The sequence below is a fragment of the Sulfurimonas gotlandica GD1 genome (assembly GCF_000242915.1).
GTDB classification, from domain to species: Bacteria; Campylobacterota; Campylobacteria; order Campylobacterales; family Sulfurimonadaceae; genus Sulfurimonas; species Sulfurimonas gotlandica.
In genome coordinates this window covers 1,393,243-1,411,443 of record NZ_AFRZ01000001.1, presented here as the reverse complement: position 1 = coordinate 1,411,443, position 18,201 = coordinate 1,393,243, and the positions used below count along the sequence as shown (strand labels likewise).

Sequence of the window (18,201 nt, the reverse complement as noted above, 5' to 3'; positions counted from 1 at the left end):
CTTATGTTGAGAGAAGTATATATAAATAAGATTTCAGCATTCCTGCCAAATGATCCAATTGACAATGAAAATATTGAAAAAGTACTTGGACAAGTTGGAGATAGACCATCTCGTGCAAGAAGAATAATACTTAAATCAAACAAGATTATAAACAGATATTATGCGATTGACCCAAAGACTAGAAAAGCAACTCATACTAACACTCAGCTAACAGCCCAAGCGATAAGAGGGCTTCAAAAAGATGGTCTTGATTTAGACAGTGTTGATGTTTTAGCATGTGGAACAACACTGCCTGATCAACTTATGCCAAATCATGCCATTATGGTTCATGGAGAGCTTGGATGCGAGCCTCTTGAAGTTGTATCTACTGCTGGAATCTGCCTTAGTGGGATTACCGCTTTAAAGTATGCTTACACCTCTATCAAATCTGGTGATGCAGATGTTGCAATTGCAACTGGCAGTGAAAACTCATCAGCAATTATGAGAGCTGAAAACTTTACTCCTGAGATTCAGAGTAGCGTAGAGATGCTGGAGAAAAATCAAGAGATTGCATTTGAGAAAGACTTTTTAAGATGGATGCTAAGTGATGGCGCTGGAGCTATGGCACTTAGTGCTAAACCAAATGAGACCTCTCTTTGTCTTAAAATAGATAAAATTTTTTCTATATCTTATGCAAATGTTTTAGATACCTGCATGTATGGCGGATGCGAGAAACTTGAAGACGGTTCACTAAAAGGCTGGGGACAATATACTCCACAAGAGTGGTTGAACAAGTCTATATTTTCTCTAAAACAGGATGTAAAATTATTAAATGACAATATAGTTGAATACACGGTAGCAAAACCTCTGACTCAGATGCTGGAAAAAAAGATGTTTAAACCAGAAGAAATAGACTGGTTTTTACCTCACTACTCATCAAATTACTTTAGAGATGAAGTCTATAAGAAAATGATTAAAGCTGGTTGTGACATACCACAGGAAAAATGGTTTACCAATCTCTCATCAAAGGGAAATACCGGCTCAGCATCTATATATATCATGCTGGAAGAACTATTTAATTCAAACAAAGTAAAAAAAGGCGATAAGCTTTTATGCTACATTCCTGAAAGCGGACGATTTTCAACAGCTTTTATGCTACTGGAGGCTGTATAATGGATATAAATAGTGTTCCACAAGACGATAGTTCAACATATGCAAACAACAAAAAAGCCATTTATGCAAAAAGCGAAAATGGTGAGATAAAAGTAGTTGGTTCTACTGGCTGGAATGTTGAAGAGACTGTAACAAAACAAGCGCTTGAAGATTTAGAGCATAGTGCACATACAGCATACTGTGAAGTCAAAAAAGGCATTAAATCGCCTCTATATTATTATATGTATAAAGAGAGAATGGATTTACAGCTTTTGCACGAGACAACCAGTTTTTTTAAGTGGACCATACGCCGTGATTTCAGACCAGAAATATTTAAAAAGATAAGTAATAAAAGATTGTCTGTATATGCAGATGCTCTAGGAAAAACAATAGAAGAATTACAAGTATTGGAAGATATAGATTATGATTGCAACTGATTTTAAACACACACACTCTGCACATTGTGAGAGTGGTGTAATGGCATCACTTCTTAGGCACTATGGACTAAATCTTAGTGAGCCTATGATTTTTGGTCTATCTTCAGCACTAACCTTTGCGTATCTTCCCTTTGTTAAGATTGGTGGTATGCCTCTTGTAGCTTACAGAACTCTACCAAAATCTATCATCAAAAATATTCAGAAAAATCTAAAAATCAAGATGAAACTTGAGAACTTCTCAAACAAAGAAAAGGGTGAAAATCGACTTAATGAACTCCTAGATGAAGGAAAAGTTGTAGGAGCACAGTCTTCTGTATATTGGCTTCCATATTTTCCACCTGAGATGCGCTTTCATTTCAATGCTCATAACTTGGTAATATTTGCTAAAGAAGCTGATAACTACCTCATCAGTGATCCTGTTTTTGAACATAGTGTTGAGTGTGACAGAGCATCTTTGTCTAAAGCCAGGTTTGCAAAAGGGCTTATGGCTCCAAAGGGTCTTTTATATTATCCTACTGATGTCCCTACAGATATTGACATCAAACCTGCAATTATTAAAAGTATTAAAAAAACAGCCAAGTCTATGCTAAATACTCCTGTTCCTATATCTGGATTAAAGGCTATGAAATCTCTGGCTAAATCAATTTTAAAACTAGAGTCAAAAGATACAAGGTATGCAAAACTATACCTTGGTCACATCGTACGGATGCAAGAAGAGATAGGTACAGGTGGAGCTGGTTTTAGATATATTTATGCCTCTTTTTTACAAGAATCAAGTCTTTTATTTGAGAATGACGAGACTCTGATAGAGGCTTCAAAAATGATGCTTGAAGTTGGAGATAAATGGAGAGAGTTTGCACTCATGATTGCAAAATCAATTAGGTCTAAAAAAGAGATAGACTTCAAAGCTATCTCTAAGATGCTACTTTTCATCTGCGATGAAGAGTCAAAAGTCTATAAAAAAATGCTAGAGTTTAACGGCAACAAATAGATGATACGAATATCCAATATCTCAAAATCATATGCAGATATAAAAGCCTTAGACAATCTCTCTTTAGAGATTAAAGAGGGAACTATTTTTGGTCTTTTGGGTGTAAATGGAGCAGGTAAAACAACCCTCCTCTCTATTTTAAATGGTCTTGTAGAGATTGACAGCGGTGATGTAGAAATCTTTGGTTTAAATCTTAAAAACCAAAAAAGAGAGATTAAGCAGATAAGCTCTATTATCCCTCAGCATCTGGCATTTTATGAAAATCTTACGGTTAAAGAAAATCTTGATTTTTTTGCAGATATACAAAATGCAAAAAAAGAAGATTATAACAAAGCTGTTGAGATCAACTCTCTTGAAAACTTTCTAAAGCAAAGAGCAGCTACTCTTTCTGGTGGACAAAAAAGAAGATTAAACATAGCCATAGGACTGCTAAACAATCCAAAAATTATCTACTTTGATGAGCCAACAGTTGGGCTTGATCCAAAGAGTAGAAATGAGATACTTGATTCTATTAAGGAGTATAAAAAACTCGGTATCACAGTTATATATACAAGCCACTATATGGCAGAGATAGAAAAAATATGTGATGAAGTAGCCATTATAAATCATGGACAACTTGTTGAACAAAACACTCTTGATAACCTACTTTCAAATAAAACAAGCGATAAAATCACCATAGAGATAATAAGCAAAGATTCTTCTTTTATTCAAACAAGTGAAGATAAGCTTTTTGATACACTTAATTTACTGAAAAAACAGAAAGTTGCAATAAAGCAGATTAGATATGGCTCTACAAATTTAGAAAAACACTTTCTAGACATAACAGGTTTTGAAAATGCTTAGTGCTATGATTAAAAAAGAGCTTTTACTTGTTTTAAGAGACAGACATGCACTTTTGGCTCTTTTTGTAATGCCCGCTATATTTATACTCATAATGTCTGTTGCCATGAAAAATCAATTTTCTACAAATGAGCTAGAATTTAGTTTATATATTAACAATATTGAGAACTCTAAACTAAGCCAAGAGTTAATTTCAAAAATCCAAGAAGATAAAAATATACTACTTGTAACAGATAAAGAAAATGCACAGTTTTTACTTGAGATTCCTAAAGATTACTCTCCAAACACAACAACTGCTTTAAAGCTTATGGTCAAAGATGCTTTAAAAAGTAATCAAATAGAGATATTCAAATCTCTCTTGTCAAAGCATATTTTAAATATAAAATTTGGAATGTTTGGAGAACTTGGTGAACTCTTTGAAGTAAAATATAATAACAATGAGGCAATACCAAACTCTACTCAGCAAAGTGTACCAGCTTGGATAGTCTTTGGTATGTTTTTTATCATTATCCCTATGTCAACTATATATATAAATGAGAGAAAACAGAACACTCTCTCTCGTCTGAATTCAATGAATGTGTCTATTCTTTCCATGACCCTCTCAAAAAGCATACCCTACCTTGCGATAAATCAAATACAGGTTTGGATAATGCTGGGAGTCGGAATTTTCCTGGTACCGCTCTTTGATACTCCGGCATTAGAGATTAATGGCTCAATTGGAGCGATAATAGCCATTTCACTCGCTTTAAGTGTCTCAGCCATTGGTGTATCATCCCTTATAGCTGTAAGTGCAAGTTCTAGCGAGCAAGCCACAACTATAGGCGGAATTTTAAATATTCTCCTAGGAGCTATCGGTGGTGTTATGGTTCCAAAATATATCATGCCTGAATCCATGCAAAGAATAGCAGACTTCTCCCCTATGTCATGGGGCTTAGATGGGTTTTTAGATATATTTCTAAAGGCCGCAGATGCTTCAATGATAATAAAAGATGTAGCAATGCTCTTTACCTTTGGACTCATCGCTTTAATAGCATCTATGATAATATTACAGCAAAGAATAAACAAAGGTCTTTAGTGGATATAGAGCAATTAAAACATGATTTAAAAGAGATGATTATCACCGAGTGTGAAAAAGAAGATATTACACCAGATGAGATAGAAAATGATGTTGAGCTCTTCTCAGATGAAAGTGGTTTAGAACTTGACTCTCTTGATGCACTGCAAATCTCAATGTCCATACAAAAAAAATATGGCATAAGACTTGTTGACCCTAAAGAGTTTAGAAGAGTAGTAACAACAATAGATGCTTTATCAGAGTTTATAAAAGAGCAAAATGAGTAGTGTTGGCATCTCAAAATATGTTATAAAATCTTCGCAAGGCAATCTCCAGCAAACACTAAACTCCATAAAAAATGAAAATATTAAAATATCTTCAAAAAATATCCCTGCAGTTATGGAAACCATCACAGCTCCCTACTTTTTATTTGAAGATGAAGTAAAAGACAATCAACACAGCATCTACGCAGAGCTTAAAGAGTTAGTTTCTCAGCTTGTATGCGAACTTGATGAGACACAAAGAAAATCAACCGCTATAATCATAGGTACTTCTATCATAGACTGGTATCTGGTAGATGCAATAGAAGCAACACTCTACAGTGAGCCTAAAAAAGAGTACAACTCAAAAAAAAACAGCATAGACTCTTATGCTAAAGAGCTCTCCAAAGAGTTCGGTTTAAATAATTTTACAATGACAATAAACACCGCTTGTACTTCAAGTGCAAATGCTCTTCTTGAAGCTTCTAACCTTATAAATGCATCACTTTTTGAGAATGTAATAGTGCTTGGAATAGAAGTCTTCTCACAAATAATGAGCAGAGGCTTCAATGCTATGCAGCTACTCTCACAAGAAAACCAAAAACCATTTGATAAAGAGTGTGACGGCATGGTATTAGGAGAAGGATTCGCTGGTGTTTTACTTTCAAAAAAAGACACTTTATGGTCACTTGAAGGTGGAGCGAACTGTTCTAATTCTTTAAATATAACTGCAGCCAGCCAAAGTGGTGATGAGTTCGCAGAGGTAATGAACTTAGCTTTAAAAAACACACAACTAAGAGCAGAAGATATTTTAGCCCTTAAAACTCATGGAACTTCTACAAATTCAAATGATTTAGCAGAGATAAATGCAATAGCAAAAGTTTACGACAAAGAGATAGTATTTACCTCTCTTAAACCTTATGTCGGTCACACATTAGGTGCTTGTGGTGTTTTAGAACTCTCCCTTTTTATGGCTTGCATTGATGATGGTTTTATTCCAAAGACACTTTCTTGTACTAATCCAATAATGGAGAATTATATACCGATAAATGCACATCAACAGTGCAATAGCGGAATCTTTATGTGTAACTATTTTGGTTTTGGCGGTAACAACACATCACTTATAATCAAGAAAGAATCACTATGAAGTTATATATAACTGGTATCAGTTCTTATAGAAGTGATGAGAATGATATAGATATTAAAAATGAATTAAAAAAGAAGTACAAATTAGATACTAGACGTCAAAATGATTTTATTCACCTTGGAATATTCGGTGCTAAAAAACTTCAAGATGAAGTAAACATAAACGTAAATGACGAACTCTATATCACAAGTGGAGTCGGCAATATCGACGTAGTTCAAGAAGCTACAGAATCTATTCATAAAAATGAATTTATGAAGATATTTGACTTTATAAATATGCTTGGAAATACAACAAGTTACTACATTTCTAAATCACTAAACATTAAAGGTAAAAGTCTCTTTCAAATCTCAGATAATTTTACCTTTATAAACTCTCTAATATCTATCTACGCTTCTCTGTACTCATCTAAAAAAAATGCAATTTTAGGCTCTATTGACTTAGTAAGTGAGCCTGATGAGATTATAAAAAGAATACTTGGAGTCAGTGAAGATTGTAATCTTGTCAGTAGTGTTAATTATCAAAAACTCTCACTATCAAAAGAAAAAGCTATTGCAGAGATAGAGTTTGATACAAAAATCTATTCACAAGATGAAATTAAAACCTTTCTTGATGAAAACAAAACAAAAGTAATTTTCTCTAGTAGATGTAAAGAGTTCTACAAAGATAATGAGATTGCGTTTTGTGAAACAATTGCCAGTTCTATAATAAACAAACATATCAACAATCGCGTAAATTTAGTTTATATAGATTTTTATGATAAAAAATATAAAGTATTAAAATTAAACTTACTCACTAAGATAATTTGATAGAATCTCTTAAATAAATTGATGAAGCTCAGGAACACAAAACATGACAGTAGACAACAGCACAGTATCTTATAAGGACTTCATAAAAGAAGGAAATATCAAGCTAAATGACTCTCAAGAGTTTATTGATTTTATAAATGCTGGACATGAGTTTTTAATCGAAAACATTCGTAATGGTCGCCCAATTTATGGTGTAACTACAGGTTATGGTGAAGCTGGGCAAAATTATGCAGCTTTTGAAGAAGCAGAAGAGCTTCAGTACAATCTTTTTTCTTTTCACGGTTGTGGTGTTGGTGATTATCTAAGCCAAGAAGTATCACGTATAATGGTAACAATCCGCATGATTAGTCTTTCTAAAGGCAAGAGTGGAATCAGTTACGATTTACTAAAGAGGTTTGAGCTTTTACTAGATAAAAAAATCTATCCACTTATCCCATCTCAAGGTTCTGTTGGTGCTAGTGGAGATTTAACTCCACTCTCATATATAGCTGCCGCGATTGCAGGAGAGAGAGAAGTTATTTATAATGGTAAAGAAAGACCAACTAGTGAAGTTTACAAAGAATTAGGCATCACTCCTTACAAGTTCAAACCAAAAGAAGCTCTGGCAATAATGAACGGGACTGCAGCGATGAGTGCTATTGCCATAGATGCTATTGAAAAATTTGAAGTTTTACTTGATACTTCTGAGAGTTTTGTAGCATCTATCTTTGAGCTTTTACTCTGTGACATCACTCCGCTTGAGCCATTTGTTCATGACTCTAAACCTTTTGAAGGTCAGAGACGTGCAGCAGCTAATATACTTAAAAAATGTGAAAACTCATCTCTTACACATGAAGCATTCAGCAGATATGAAAACTTTCATTTAGAAAAAGAACAAAACATTCAAGACAGATACTCTATCCGCTGTTCGCCTCAGGTTTTAGGTGTAATACACGATAACCTAGAGATTGCAAAAAAATGGATAGAAACAGAGATAAATGGCGTTAATGACAACCCCCTTATAGACCATATCGGTAAGAGAATCTATACATCTGGAAACTTTTACGGTGGCTATATTGCTCATGCTATGGATACTATGCGCATCTGTGTTGGAAACTTAGCTGATTTGCTTGACAAAGAGTTTGGTCTTTTGGTTGATCATAAGTTCAACAAAGGTCTAGGTGAATCTCTAAAACTAAATGCAAAATCAACTCACCACGGTTTTAAAGCGATGCAAATAACTCTTAGTTCACTGACTGCAGATGTAATCATGAACACTGTACCAGCATCTCTACACTCTCGTCCTACAGAATCATTTAACCAAGATAAGGTAAGTATGGGAACAACCGCCGCTCTTCACTTTGCAAAGCAGTTACCAGACTTAACAAACATGCTAAGTATCGCCCTTATGGGAATGGCACAGGGAGTTGACTTAAGAGGTAAAGACAAATGTTCTCTATTTTTACAAAAGAACTATGAGACTATCAGAAGTGAAGTAGAAAAACTTACAAACGATAGAAGAATGGATTTAGACATTAAAGTAGTTAATAAGATGATTAGAGAAGGGCTTTTCTCGTGAAAAAAGTTCTTGTAACTGGTTCAACAGGCGCGATTGGTGAAGCTTGTGCAAGATACTTTCATGACAATGGGTATTTTGTATACCTTCATTACCGCTCTCAAGAGGCAAAAGCGAAAGAGCTATACAAAGAACTTAGTAACTCTCAAATAATGCAGTTTGACATCACAAAAAAAGATGAAGTTGTAAGTGCCCTAGCAGAACTAGAACTTGATGTTTTAGTAAATAATGCAGGTATAACTAAAGACAATCTCTTTTTTTGGATGACTGATGAAGAGTGGAGCGATGTAATTGACACCTCTGTAAATGGAACTTTTTATGTAACAAAAGCAGTTCTTAAAAATATGATTGCAAACAAAAAAGGCTCTATCATAAATGTTGCATCTGTCTCAGGTCTTGTTGGAAATGCAGGACAGACAAACTACTCCGCAGCAAAGGGTGCTATGATAGCTTTTACAAAAGCCCTCTGTGCAGAAGTTGCAAGATACAACATCAGAGTAAATGCAGTTGCGCCTGGGCTGATTGAGTCTGAGATGACACATAGCTTAGATCTTAAAGAGATGAAAAAAGCGATTCCATTAAAGAGAATCGGCAAGCCTGAAGATGTAGCCGAATGTGTATTTTTTCTAGGCGACAAAGCAAGTTATGTAACTGGTGAGACTATTAATATCAGTGGTGGAATGGTTAGATGAACATTGCCATAGTTGGAGGAGGTCTCAGTGGGCTTCTATGTGCTTTTCTTCTGGAAAAAAAAGGCTACTCACCGACTATTTATGAGAAGCTTCCTAAAGTTGGAGGAGTCATTGACTCTTTTAAAACTAAAAAAATCATGTTTGATGTCGGTTTTCACTACTCCGGTTCACTAGCACCAGGGCAGTTCTTATATGAAGAGTTTAAAAGATATAACCTTTTAGAAAAGTTTGAGCTTTATGAGTATGAGAGAGATTTTGACACTCTGTATTTTGATGATACAGAATTTGGCATCCCAAGCAGTTCTATAGAGTTTAAGCAAAAACTTCAAGCATTATTTAAAGACGAAAAAGACGCTTTAGAGAACTTTTTTAACAAATGTTATGAAGCTTCAAAAATAACCCTAGAACTAAAAGATGACTATACAAACATAGACTCTCGCTCTTTAAATAGTGTTATGATTGATATTAAGAATCCAATTTTGAGAAAAATACTTCTGCACTTTACTATCTTCTACGCAGATGTACAATACGAAGATGCATCATTTGAGATCTATGCGAAAATCATGATAAACATGCTTGATGGAACTAGAAAAATAAGAGGAAATGGTCGAGCAATTGTGGATGCTTTAAAAAGTGAATTGCATAAAACAACTATCATAACAAGAAATGAAGTATCCGAAATACTCTATGATGAGAATGGGGCTAATGCACTTAGATGCAAAGATGGAGTTAAAGAGTATGACGCTGTTATAAGCACTCTGCATCCAAGAACAACAATCTTTCTTTTAAATTTAGAAAGTAAAAAGCTCAAAAGATATGCTAAACATGTAAGAGAGCTTGAAGAGTCACCAACATTTTTTTCAATCTTCTGTCTTGTAGAGACGGACATAAAATCAAATCTTTACTTTTATGGTGATGACTGCATCTCTGTTTTACCATCATCAAAAGTAGATGGAAAAAGTACAGTAACCGTTATAGCAAGAAGCAGGTATGAGGATTACCAAGACCTTGATAAGCAAGAGTATAAAGCACTTAAACAAAAAGAGTGTGAGCAACATATATCTGCACTAAAAAAGCTATATGACTTTGGCAACATCGAAGTTATAGACTGTTCTACTCCACTTACAAAACAGCACTATTCAAGTGGCTATAAGGGCAGTGCTTATGGTATTTTATGCTCTGCTAAACAAAAAAGTCTCTCTATGGTTATGCCAAAAACAAGGGTAGAAAACTTGTACTTAGCAGGAGAGAGTGCCTTAGCACCAGGTCTTTTAGGATGCTATCTTGGCGCTCAAAAAGTAATGAACTACTTTAAGTAAGGCTTGATAAAATGAGCGATATCATATTTATAAATCCTCCTTATGAACAAATCGCACCTGGGAATGACCACGTAAAACATGTCATAAACAGATCTCCATCTTTAGGACTTTTGCTTCTTGCTGCTCAAGCTAGAAAAGATGGTTACTCTCCTCAAATCATAGAGAGTGACTTAGAAAACTTATCAGCACAGACTGTTGCTGATATGGTTTTAGAGATTAACCCAAAATTTGTAGGAATTACACTCTTTACAGTAGGTGTTTTTAACGCTTCTATCATAGCCACTCTTATAAAAGAGAAAAATCCTGACATCACGATTATGGTTGGTGGACCACATATCTCTTCTATGGGTTATGAGACTATGAAAAAGTTTAATAGTTTTGATATAGCTGCTCTGTATGAGGGAGAGATGATACTTAATAAACTACTCTCTAGCATTGAAAATGGAGATCCCTTAGAAGATGTTCAAGGTATTATTTATAGAGATACAGATAACTCTCTAAAAACAACTACTCCACCTCCAAGCATAAAAGAGCTCGATAGCCTACCTATGCCTGCATGGGATCTTCTGCCTAACTTTCCAAAAGGATATCTTCCTGCTATTTTTGATTATCCTAGAGCTCCTGTGGCTACTTACTCAGCTTCAAGAGGTTGTCCTTTTAAATGCGAGTTTTGTGACACTTCTACCTTCGGCTCAAAGATAAGATATAACTCTCCTGGGAAAGTTTATGAGATTATGAAGCACTTAAGCACAGAGTATGGAGTAAAGCATCTACAGTTTGTAGATGATCTCTTTGTTGCAAACAATGCACATGTTTTAAGACTTTGTGAACTTTTAATAGCTAATAAAATAGATATGACTTGGAGTTGTACAGCTAGAGTTGACACGGTAAAACCTGAGACTCTGGCTATGATGAAAAAGGCTGGATGCTGGGAAATAAGTTTTGGTCTTGAGAGCGGTTCTGACGAGATGCTGAGAGAGATGAAAAAATCAATCACAGCAGAAGTCTCTGCTCGAGCTGTTAAGTGGACAAGCGAAGCTGGCATCAGAGTCAAAGGACTCTTTATGCTTGGTTATCCTGGAGAGACAAAAGAGAGTGTGCAAACTACAAAAGAGTTTATAAAAGGTCTGCCACTGACAACTATGAATCTCTCAAAGTTCACTCCATATCCAGGCTCTCCAATCTATAAAAAGCTATACGGGACATCTATTAGAGAAGAGGACTGGGATAGGCTAAACGGCATGAACTTTGTATATAAAGCAGAGGCTTTTACACAAGAAGAATTGGACAAAGAGTACAAAGAAGTAATAGCCACTTTTTATAAACGTGTTAAAATACTACTTCACTATCAGAATATGGCGCTTTCAAATCCAACTCATATAAAAAGACTTTTACTCTTTTTTCTAGGATTTATGAAGACAAAAATAATGCAAAAGGTTAGAGCATAATGCGAAGAGTTGTAATAACTGGTGTAGGACTAAACTCACCACTTGGAAATAGTTATGACGAACTGTACGAGAGTTTAAAAAATGAGAAATGCGGAATTGAATATATACCTGAGTGGGAAGAGATAGACCATCTAGGTACAAAAGTTGCCGGCATCGTAAAAGACGTCGATCTGAAATCAATCCCAAGAAAGTACCGCCGTTCTATGGATAGAGTTGCTCAACTCAGCGCAATCTCAACCGCAGATGCAATAGCAGATGCAAATCTGGCACAAGAGATTATCAGCTCAAAAAGATGTGGCATCGCCTTTGGCTCAACTATGGGTGGAAATGAGACTCTTTTTGAATATGTTCCAGAAGTAAAACAGAGTATGAGCTTTCGTGGACAAAACTCAATGGCCTTTTTAAAAATAATGAGTCATACAGTAGCTGCGAACTTAGCCCAAATGTTCTCAATCAAAGGGCGTAACATTCCAACTTGTTCAGCTTGTACTTCATCAGCTCAAGCAATAGGCGCTGGCTATGAAAGTATTAAATACGGCATGAGTGACATTATGATATGTGGAGGGGCTGAAGGTCTTCACTATTTGGCAGCTGGTGTTTTTGATGTTATGGGAGCTGCTTCTACGAAACACAATGATGAACCTGAACTGGCTTCTCGTCCATTTGATGAGAGTCGTAATGGTTTAGTCTTAGGTGAAGGAAGCGGTGCTGTTGTTTTAGAAGAGCTTGATCACGCTCTGGCTCGTGGAGCTAAGATATATGGAGAAGTAATAGGTTATGCAACTTCATGTGATGGTGAACATATTACAACTCCATCAAAAGAGGGAATGATGCAAGTAATGGAGACATCTTTAGAAGATGCCTCTATAAATGCCCAAGATATTGATTATATAAACGCTCACGCTACAGCGACTCAAATGGGAGATATAGCAGAATCTAATGCTACCTTTAGCCTTTTTGGTTCTAAGACTCCTGTTAGTAGCACAAAAGGTCATATGGGACATCTTCTTGGCGGGTGTGGAGTAGTTGAATCTATTATCTGTCTCATCGCTTTAAATAAATCTCTTCTTCCAAAAACAATGAATTTTAAAAACTTAGATAAAGAGTGTGCTAATATTAATGTTTTAGGAGAAAATATGCAAAAAGATATTACAATTGCGATGAATAATAATTTTGCATTTGGTGGGATAAATAGCTCACTGATTTTTAAAAAATATAAAGGCAACAGTTAATGACTCAAGAAGAAGTATATGACAAAATAGTATCTGTATTAGTTGAAGAATTTGAAGTTGATAGTGATGACATCAATGTAGATGCCAACCTGTTTACAGATTTGGAACTTGACTCTTTAGATGCTATCGACCTTATGGTAACTCTAGATAAAGAGTTAGGAATAGAGATTAAAACTGAAGAGATGAAAGATATACGAACAGTAAAAGACGTGTGTGATTTTGTTTTAGCTACAAGTAATAATGAGTAGTGTTTTTACACTACTTTTCGCACCAACCTTTCTAATATTTCTACACTACTTTGAATTTGAGGTAGTCGTTACTCTATACATTGCGCTATCCCTTCTACTTCTACTTTTTACATATATCAAATATAAAATATCAAAAGAGTTGATAGTTCCAATAATCTACTTTTTACTTCTAGTATTTTCTTTTTTTTATGCCAGTTTCGCAATGGTTAAATTTATACCAGTCTTAGTCTCACTTATGTTTTTGAGCATTTTTATAGATGCTACTATCAATAAAAGAGAATTTATACTAAAATTTACACAAAAATTTTATCCAAAGAAGTTAAGTGAAGGAGAGATTGCTTTTTTAAGAGATGGAGATAAGTATTGGATTTGGGCTGTATCTATATCTACTTTAATGCAATTTGCTTTAACTTTTTATGATGATGTATTATGGGCATTCTACAGCTCTGTTGGCTGGTACATCTTCTTCTTTTTAGCTCTAATAATTCAAGTACTCTATGGGAGGCTCTATGCGATTAGGATGCATAGCAAGTAGTTTTGCCTTTATACTGTTTTTTGGTCTTATAGGATTATTTGTAATTCCATCACTACTCATCTACGGCATCTCTTATCCATTTGTAAAGTACCCGCAAGACAGATTTCAGTATCTATCAAGTGTTATCTATAAAATATTTTTCTTTTCTATACCAAGAATAAAATTAGATATAAAACTACTTGAAGAACTCCCAAAAAGTGCTGTATATGTATCAACTCATCAATCAAACTTAGACTATCCAATCCTTGGATATTTCATACAAAAGTATCTCATAATGACTACGATGAACTTTAAAAAAATCCCTTTTATTTCACAAGTCGGGCATCTAATAGGCATAAGACATTTAGACAAAAATAACCTTGGCAACATCAGTGATACCTATGGTGAGTTTGAGCAGATGCTCCAAGAAGATAGAAACGTAGTCTTCTTTGCAGAGGGAACTCGCGGTAGTGGAAAAGGACTTGGAAGATTTAAAAAGGGTGCATTTAGACTTGCAATGAAGACTAATAAACCAATTATCCCAATCGTAATCGACGGCTCAGCAGATATACTTGCAAAAGGTAATTTTTGTTTCTCCGGCACTAAAAAAGCCAATATAAAAGTCCAGATGCTAGAACCGATATATCCTGATAAGTTTTCCAACGAGAGCGATATGTTAAAATACACACACAATATTATGAGTGAGTCATGTCAAAAATAATCATCCTAATTTTAAGCTTTTTAATTGCAAATGCAGATAGCTTCAACTTCACAGAACTAAGATATAGCGATGCTCTGGGTAGAAGCATGGAGCTCAATGGCGAAATAAGTTTCTTAAAAAATGGACTCTCTATCAACTATAAAGAGAGTAAAAAGAATCTGCGTTTGCAAGATTCAAAACTTACATATAAAGAAGATGGACAAGAGATAATTCTTGATGAATCACAAACCCAACATATAATTCAATACCTTGAGACAATAATCCTACTTCACAGTGGAGATGGCAAACTACTAAAAAGTATGTTTGATGTTGAGATTCATGCTGATAAAACTCTGCTAAAACCAAAGGGAAGCTTACGTCACTTCGTCAATTCTATTGAGCTAGAAAAAAGTGAAAAAAAGCTCAAAGAGATAAAACTATTTTTAAAAAATAGTGACAAAATAACTATAAAAATAGCTGATGAAATACGCTAATTACATAATCCTAACCCTCCTTCTTGGGGCAGCTTTCTTACTAAAAGAGCATATAAACATCTCTACAAATCTACTCTCGTTATTTGCTTCAAAAGAGTCCATAGAGAAGTTAAGTATTGCATCTAAACTTGGTTACTCAAAAGAGATGCTAATCGCCATAAAGGGCTTTGACAACTCTGCAAAAACAAAAGTTTATTCCCTCTCACAAAAATTAAAAACTATTGACGGGATTAAAAGCGTTCAATCAACACTGACGCCATCAGATGCACAACTACAATACTACAAAAATAACTTTGCACTAATTGCTTCATTTGATGATAAGGAACAGAGCGTTCAAAGCGTAAAGCGACAACTCCAAGAGTTATACAACTCAATGACTACAAATATTTTTTATACAAGTGTTGACAAAAATGATCCTCTAAAACTTTTTAACATAAGTAATACTCACCAATCAAACCTTTCTCATAAGGGGGATTTTTTAGCACTAGGAGATTTTGGTTATCTGATTCGTGTTAGCACAGATGTATCTGCATCTCAAATGAACGAAGCTAAGATTCTATATGAAAAAGTACATTTAGTTCTAAAAGAGTATCCAGATGCAGTTGCCTTTGCTCCATTTTTTTATACAGTTGAAAATTCCACAAAGATAAAAAATGATGTTAAGTGGATAATTATACTCTCTAGTTTAGTTCTAATTCTAATCTACTACATACTCATAAAAAATATCCGTCTGCTATCACATACACTATTGGCCCTTTCCTCGTCAATGCTCTTTGCAACGCTTGTAAGTACTCTTATATATTCGAATTTCAATATTCTGTCTCTAGCCTTCGGGATGAGCGTAACAGCTGTGAGCATTGATTATCTGCTTCACTATTATTTTCATAACTTTTTTCAAAGCGGTAAAAAAATAGACAAAAATGTTCTTTATGGATTTTTAACTACAACTGTCGCTTTTGTGATTTTCTCTTTTATCCCTATTCCTATCATTTCACAAATCAGTTTTTTTGCAGTTGCTTCGCTCTCTTTTGCTTATCTACTATTCACATTTATATTTCCAAAATTACAAATTCAAGAGTATAAACAAGAAACTATCATAAAAAAGAGTTCAAAAAAACTCTCAGCATCTCTGTTTTTTACACTCTCTATCTTACTACTGAGCTTTAGTATTTATAATCTATCTTTAGATAATAATATCAGAAATCTAGACTATCAAAACACTAAACTTATGGACAAAGAAGAGTTCTTTAAATCATCTATCAAAACAAATCTAAAGCCTATTATCGTCCAAGCAAAATCAAAAGAAGAACTCATAACTAACTTGCATCTACTGCATCTAAGAGTGCCAAATAGCTTTTCACTTGCTACATTTGTTCAAGATAAAGAGAGCTGTGAAAAAAAGAGAAAACTGCTCACTAATTATGATTTTTCAAGACTCAATTCTATTATTAATGAACACGCTGCAAAGATAGGCTTTAAAAAGGGCTATTTCAAGGAGTCATACAGCTTTACAGAAAATCTAGCAGAGTGTAAAATACCTAAGCTAGATATATTTAACTCCTACAATCTATATGCTTATAATGATAAAAACTCTTACTCTACTATAGCTTTAGTAGATAATATATCAAAAGCTTCATCATTTAATTTTGTAACAAACATAGATGCAAAAGAGATGTTTAAAAAACAAGCCAATAAGATGTATGATGATCTGGCACTCTACTCTAGCTTAGTCATACTTGCAGTTTTTGTACTTCTTTTCTTTAGTGTTAAAGCTAAATTTTTATATGCACTTAACTACATAATATTTCCATCAAGTTTAGTGCTGGCTGTTTTAAGTGTTTTTTACACCATAAACTTAATGCATCTATTCTCACTTATCATACTTATTGCCATCGGTATTGATTATGGAATCTATATGAGTAACACAAAAGAGCAAGCCAATACAGTCTTAGCCATCAGATACTCTCTTCTTAGTACATTTGCCGGTTTTGGAGTATTAGTCTTTAGTTCAATTGTAGCTTTAGAGTCAATCGGAATGGTTATATCTTTAGGAATTATTTCTATTTTTATACTTATTAGGAGCATGAAGTGATTATTGAATACATCAACAAAGACTCTTCAAGAGAAATCATAGATATATCTCTAAACAAAGAGACATCAGATGAGTGGATAAATATAAACTCAACTTCAAAAAAAGAGTTTATAAAAGAGTTTTTTTCAGCTTTTTCAAGTGGACAGAAAATAGTTCTATTTGATAAGAACCACACTAAGCTTCAAAAGTTTTACGAAGAAAATGATTTGAATAATTTTGAAGACATTGATGAAGTAAACAAAATAGCTCAACTTCTTTTTTTCACATCAGGTAGCAGCGGATTTCCTGTAGGTGCATTTAAAAGTAGACAAAATCTTTTAGAAGAAGTAGAAGTATTAAAAGATTTGCTTAAGAGTTTTAATATCGAGCGCGTTGTTGTAAGCGTACCTTTTGTTCATATATACGGAATATTAGCGGGTCTTCTTCTACCTCTGCATCTAAATGATATAACACTAATAGTTAAGGATGATTTTTTGCCTTATGAGATATTAGAAGAAGCTTCAGTGGATAATACACTTGTCATTACTACTCCGCTATTCATAAAAGCACTTGCAAAAGTTAGTGACAACAAAGAACTAACGAAGAGCCTCTTTATATCTTCTACAGGACCTCTGCATCTAGATGATGTAACTCTATTTCAAGAGAGATACAAAACAACTGTCATGCAACTATTTGGCTCTACTGAAACTGGTGGCATCGCTTATAAAAAAGGAGTGAGTAACAAGTGGAAAAGTCTAAAATACGTTAGTATCCAAAGTGAAGATGAGAGACTGACTCTTAGCTCTCCTTTTATATCAAAATACCTTTTAGAGAATAAAATCATAGAATTAAAACAGCCCTTTAAAACTCAAGACATTGTTGCCATAAATGGTGATTCTTTTACCCTTCTCGGACGTGCGAATAAACTTATAAAAATTGCAGGAAAGAGAATATCTGCACTTGAGATAGAATCAATTATCGAGACGATAGAAGATGTAGAAAAAGCGGTTGTAAGTTTGATATATAAAAAAGAGTTACTAAGAAGTGAGCAGATATTAATTACTCTACAAGCAAAACAGAAAATAGACAAGCGACTTATAAAAGATAAAATAGCACAAAATTATGGAACACTAACAATACCATTTAAAGTTGATTATGTAGATAATCTTAACTACTCAGCGATGGGAAAAGTTATTTTTTAAAGATATATAATAAAATCTTTTTTATAGTATCATTGATAATTCAAATTCTTAAAGGATGAG

Annotated in this window: 19 protein-coding genes; all 19 read left to right on the top strand. The window is 34.2% G+C overall.

What is annotated here, in order from left to right; genetic code table 11:
* The first annotated feature begins 3 nt into the window (after positions 1 to 3).
* From SMGD1_RS06935 to SMGD1_RS06845, 19 genes are read left to right on the top strand one after another with little or no spacing between them, the layout of a single operon-like run.
* A complete protein-coding gene (locus SMGD1_RS06935) occupies positions 4 to 1,152 on the top strand; it encodes a beta-ketoacyl-ACP synthase III (RefSeq protein ID WP_039919872.1) in 1,149 nt (382 codons plus the stop codon).
* Positions 1,152 to 1,568 (top strand): DarG family dialkylresorcinol biosynthesis protein, encoded by a 417-nt coding sequence (locus tag SMGD1_RS06930; RefSeq protein ID WP_008341003.1) that lies wholly within the window; start codon positions 1,152 to 1,154, stop codon positions 1,566 to 1,568. The genes SMGD1_RS06935 and SMGD1_RS06930 overlap by 1 nt, the downstream gene beginning before the upstream one ends.
* Positions 1,555 to 2,559, top strand: coding sequence for a BtrH-related acyltransferase DarH (gene darH, locus SMGD1_RS06925; protein WP_008335636.1), 1,005 nt, complete (start codon positions 1,555 to 1,557; stop codon positions 2,557 to 2,559). Before SMGD1_RS06930 ends, darH begins: the two co-directional genes overlap by 14 nt.
* Positions 2,560 to 3,402 (top strand): ABC transporter ATP-binding protein, encoded by an 843-nt coding sequence (locus SMGD1_RS06920; protein WP_008341001.1) that lies wholly within the window; start codon positions 2,560 to 2,562, stop codon positions 3,400 to 3,402.
* Positions 3,395 to 4,474: an ABC transporter permease gene (locus tag SMGD1_RS06915; protein ID WP_008340999.1), complete on the top strand. Its 1,080-nt coding sequence runs from the start codon at positions 3,395 to 3,397 to the stop codon at positions 4,472 to 4,474. The genes SMGD1_RS06920 and SMGD1_RS06915 overlap by 8 nt, the downstream gene beginning before the upstream one ends.
* A complete protein-coding gene (locus tag SMGD1_RS06910) occupies positions 4,474 to 4,740 on the top strand; it encodes a phosphopantetheine-binding protein (protein WP_008336768.1) in 267 nt (88 codons plus the stop codon). Before SMGD1_RS06915 ends, SMGD1_RS06910 begins: the two co-directional genes overlap by 1 nt.
* Complete coding sequence (locus SMGD1_RS06905; RefSeq protein ID WP_008336156.1) at positions 4,733 to 5,860, top strand: beta-ketoacyl synthase N-terminal-like domain-containing protein; 1,128 nt, start codon at positions 4,733 to 4,735, stop codon at positions 5,858 to 5,860. Before SMGD1_RS06910 ends, SMGD1_RS06905 begins: the two co-directional genes overlap by 8 nt.
* The gene (locus tag SMGD1_RS06900; RefSeq protein WP_008335533.1) at positions 5,857 to 6,666 is read left to right on the top strand and encodes a hypothetical protein; all 810 of its coding nucleotides are present in this window, start codon (positions 5,857 to 5,859) and stop codon (positions 6,664 to 6,666) included. The genes SMGD1_RS06905 and SMGD1_RS06900 overlap by 4 nt, the downstream gene beginning before the upstream one ends.
* Positions 6,667 to 6,709: 43 nt before the next feature.
* The gene (locus SMGD1_RS06895) at positions 6,710 to 8,224 is read left to right on the top strand and encodes an HAL/PAL/TAL family ammonia-lyase (RefSeq protein ID WP_008336923.1); all 1,515 of its coding nucleotides are present in this window, start codon (positions 6,710 to 6,712) and stop codon (positions 8,222 to 8,224) included.
* Positions 8,221 to 8,913, top strand: coding sequence for an SDR family oxidoreductase (locus SMGD1_RS06890; RefSeq protein ID WP_008335585.1), 693 nt, complete (start codon positions 8,221 to 8,223; stop codon positions 8,911 to 8,913). The genes SMGD1_RS06895 and SMGD1_RS06890 overlap by 4 nt, the downstream gene beginning before the upstream one ends.
* A complete protein-coding gene (locus tag SMGD1_RS06885; protein WP_008336015.1) occupies positions 8,910 to 10,232 on the top strand; it encodes a phytoene desaturase family protein in 1,323 nt (440 codons plus the stop codon). The genes SMGD1_RS06890 and SMGD1_RS06885 overlap by 4 nt, the downstream gene beginning before the upstream one ends.
* An 11-nt stretch (positions 10,233 to 10,243) precedes the next feature.
* Complete coding sequence (locus SMGD1_RS06880; RefSeq protein ID WP_008336032.1) at positions 10,244 to 11,680, top strand: B12-binding domain-containing radical SAM protein; 1,437 nt, start codon at positions 10,244 to 10,246, stop codon at positions 11,678 to 11,680.
* Entirely contained in the window at positions 11,680 to 12,912 is a 1,233-nt protein-coding gene (locus SMGD1_RS06875) for a beta-ketoacyl-[acyl-carrier-protein] synthase family protein (protein ID WP_008335056.1), read from the top strand. The genes SMGD1_RS06880 and SMGD1_RS06875 overlap by 1 nt, the downstream gene beginning before the upstream one ends.
* Positions 12,912 to 13,160, top strand: coding sequence for an acyl carrier protein (locus tag SMGD1_RS06870; RefSeq protein WP_008336402.1), 249 nt, complete (start codon positions 12,912 to 12,914; stop codon positions 13,158 to 13,160). Before SMGD1_RS06875 ends, SMGD1_RS06870 begins: the two co-directional genes overlap by 1 nt.
* Positions 13,153 to 13,695: a hypothetical protein gene (locus SMGD1_RS06865; protein ID WP_008336325.1), complete on the top strand. Its 543-nt coding sequence runs from the start codon at positions 13,153 to 13,155 to the stop codon at positions 13,693 to 13,695. Before SMGD1_RS06870 ends, SMGD1_RS06865 begins: the two co-directional genes overlap by 8 nt.
* Complete coding sequence (locus tag SMGD1_RS06860) at positions 13,670 to 14,395, top strand: lysophospholipid acyltransferase family protein (RefSeq protein WP_008336148.1); 726 nt, start codon at positions 13,670 to 13,672, stop codon at positions 14,393 to 14,395. The genes SMGD1_RS06865 and SMGD1_RS06860 overlap by 26 nt, the downstream gene beginning before the upstream one ends.
* Entirely contained in the window at positions 14,383 to 14,868 is a 486-nt protein-coding gene (locus SMGD1_RS06855; protein ID WP_008340993.1) for a hypothetical protein, read from the top strand. The genes SMGD1_RS06860 and SMGD1_RS06855 overlap by 13 nt, the downstream gene beginning before the upstream one ends.
* Complete coding sequence (locus tag SMGD1_RS06850; protein WP_008336854.1) at positions 14,855 to 16,960, top strand: MMPL family transporter; 2,106 nt, start codon at positions 14,855 to 14,857, stop codon at positions 16,958 to 16,960. Before SMGD1_RS06855 ends, SMGD1_RS06850 begins: the two co-directional genes overlap by 14 nt.
* Positions 16,957 to 18,141, top strand: coding sequence for an AMP-binding protein (locus tag SMGD1_RS06845; protein ID WP_008336930.1), 1,185 nt, complete (start codon positions 16,957 to 16,959; stop codon positions 18,139 to 18,141). Before SMGD1_RS06850 ends, SMGD1_RS06845 begins: the two co-directional genes overlap by 4 nt.
* Positions 18,142 to 18,201: the final 60 nt, after the last annotated feature.

Coding starts and splice junctions, on each gene's coding strand:
- SMGD1_RS06880 (WP_008336032.1), top strand. CDS start 10,244: ATGAGCGATATCATATTTATAAATCCTCCTTATGAACAAATCGCACCT.
- SMGD1_RS06930 (WP_008341003.1), top strand. CDS start 1,152: ATGGATATAAATAGTGTTCCACAAGACGATAGTTCAACATATGCAAAC.
- SMGD1_RS06850 (WP_008336854.1), top strand. CDS start 14,855: ATGAAATACGCTAATTACATAATCCTAACCCTCCTTCTTGGGGCAGCT.
- SMGD1_RS06900 (WP_008335533.1), top strand. CDS start 5,857: ATGAAGTTATATATAACTGGTATCAGTTCTTATAGAAGTGATGAGAAT.
- SMGD1_RS06870 (WP_008336402.1), top strand. CDS start 12,912: ATGACTCAAGAAGAAGTATATGACAAAATAGTATCTGTATTAGTTGAA.
- SMGD1_RS06920 (WP_008341001.1), top strand. CDS start 2,560: ATGATACGAATATCCAATATCTCAAAATCATATGCAGATATAAAAGCC.
- SMGD1_RS06885 (WP_008336015.1), top strand. CDS start 8,910: ATGAACATTGCCATAGTTGGAGGAGGTCTCAGTGGGCTTCTATGTGCT.
- SMGD1_RS06905 (WP_008336156.1), top strand. CDS start 4,733: ATGAGTAGTGTTGGCATCTCAAAATATGTTATAAAATCTTCGCAAGGC.
- SMGD1_RS06855 (WP_008340993.1), top strand. CDS start 14,383: ATGTCAAAAATAATCATCCTAATTTTAAGCTTTTTAATTGCAAATGCA.
- darH (WP_008335636.1), top strand. CDS start 1,555: ATGATTGCAACTGATTTTAAACACACACACTCTGCACATTGTGAGAGT.
- SMGD1_RS06875 (WP_008335056.1), top strand. CDS start 11,680: ATGCGAAGAGTTGTAATAACTGGTGTAGGACTAAACTCACCACTTGGA.
- SMGD1_RS06865 (WP_008336325.1), top strand. CDS start 13,153: ATGAGTAGTGTTTTTACACTACTTTTCGCACCAACCTTTCTAATATTT.
- SMGD1_RS06860 (WP_008336148.1), top strand. CDS start 13,670: ATGCGATTAGGATGCATAGCAAGTAGTTTTGCCTTTATACTGTTTTTT.
- SMGD1_RS06935 (WP_039919872.1), top strand. CDS start 4: ATGTTGAGAGAAGTATATATAAATAAGATTTCAGCATTCCTGCCAAAT.
- SMGD1_RS06895 (WP_008336923.1), top strand. CDS start 6,710: ATGACAGTAGACAACAGCACAGTATCTTATAAGGACTTCATAAAAGAA.
- SMGD1_RS06915 (WP_008340999.1), top strand. CDS start 3,395: ATGCTTAGTGCTATGATTAAAAAAGAGCTTTTACTTGTTTTAAGAGAC.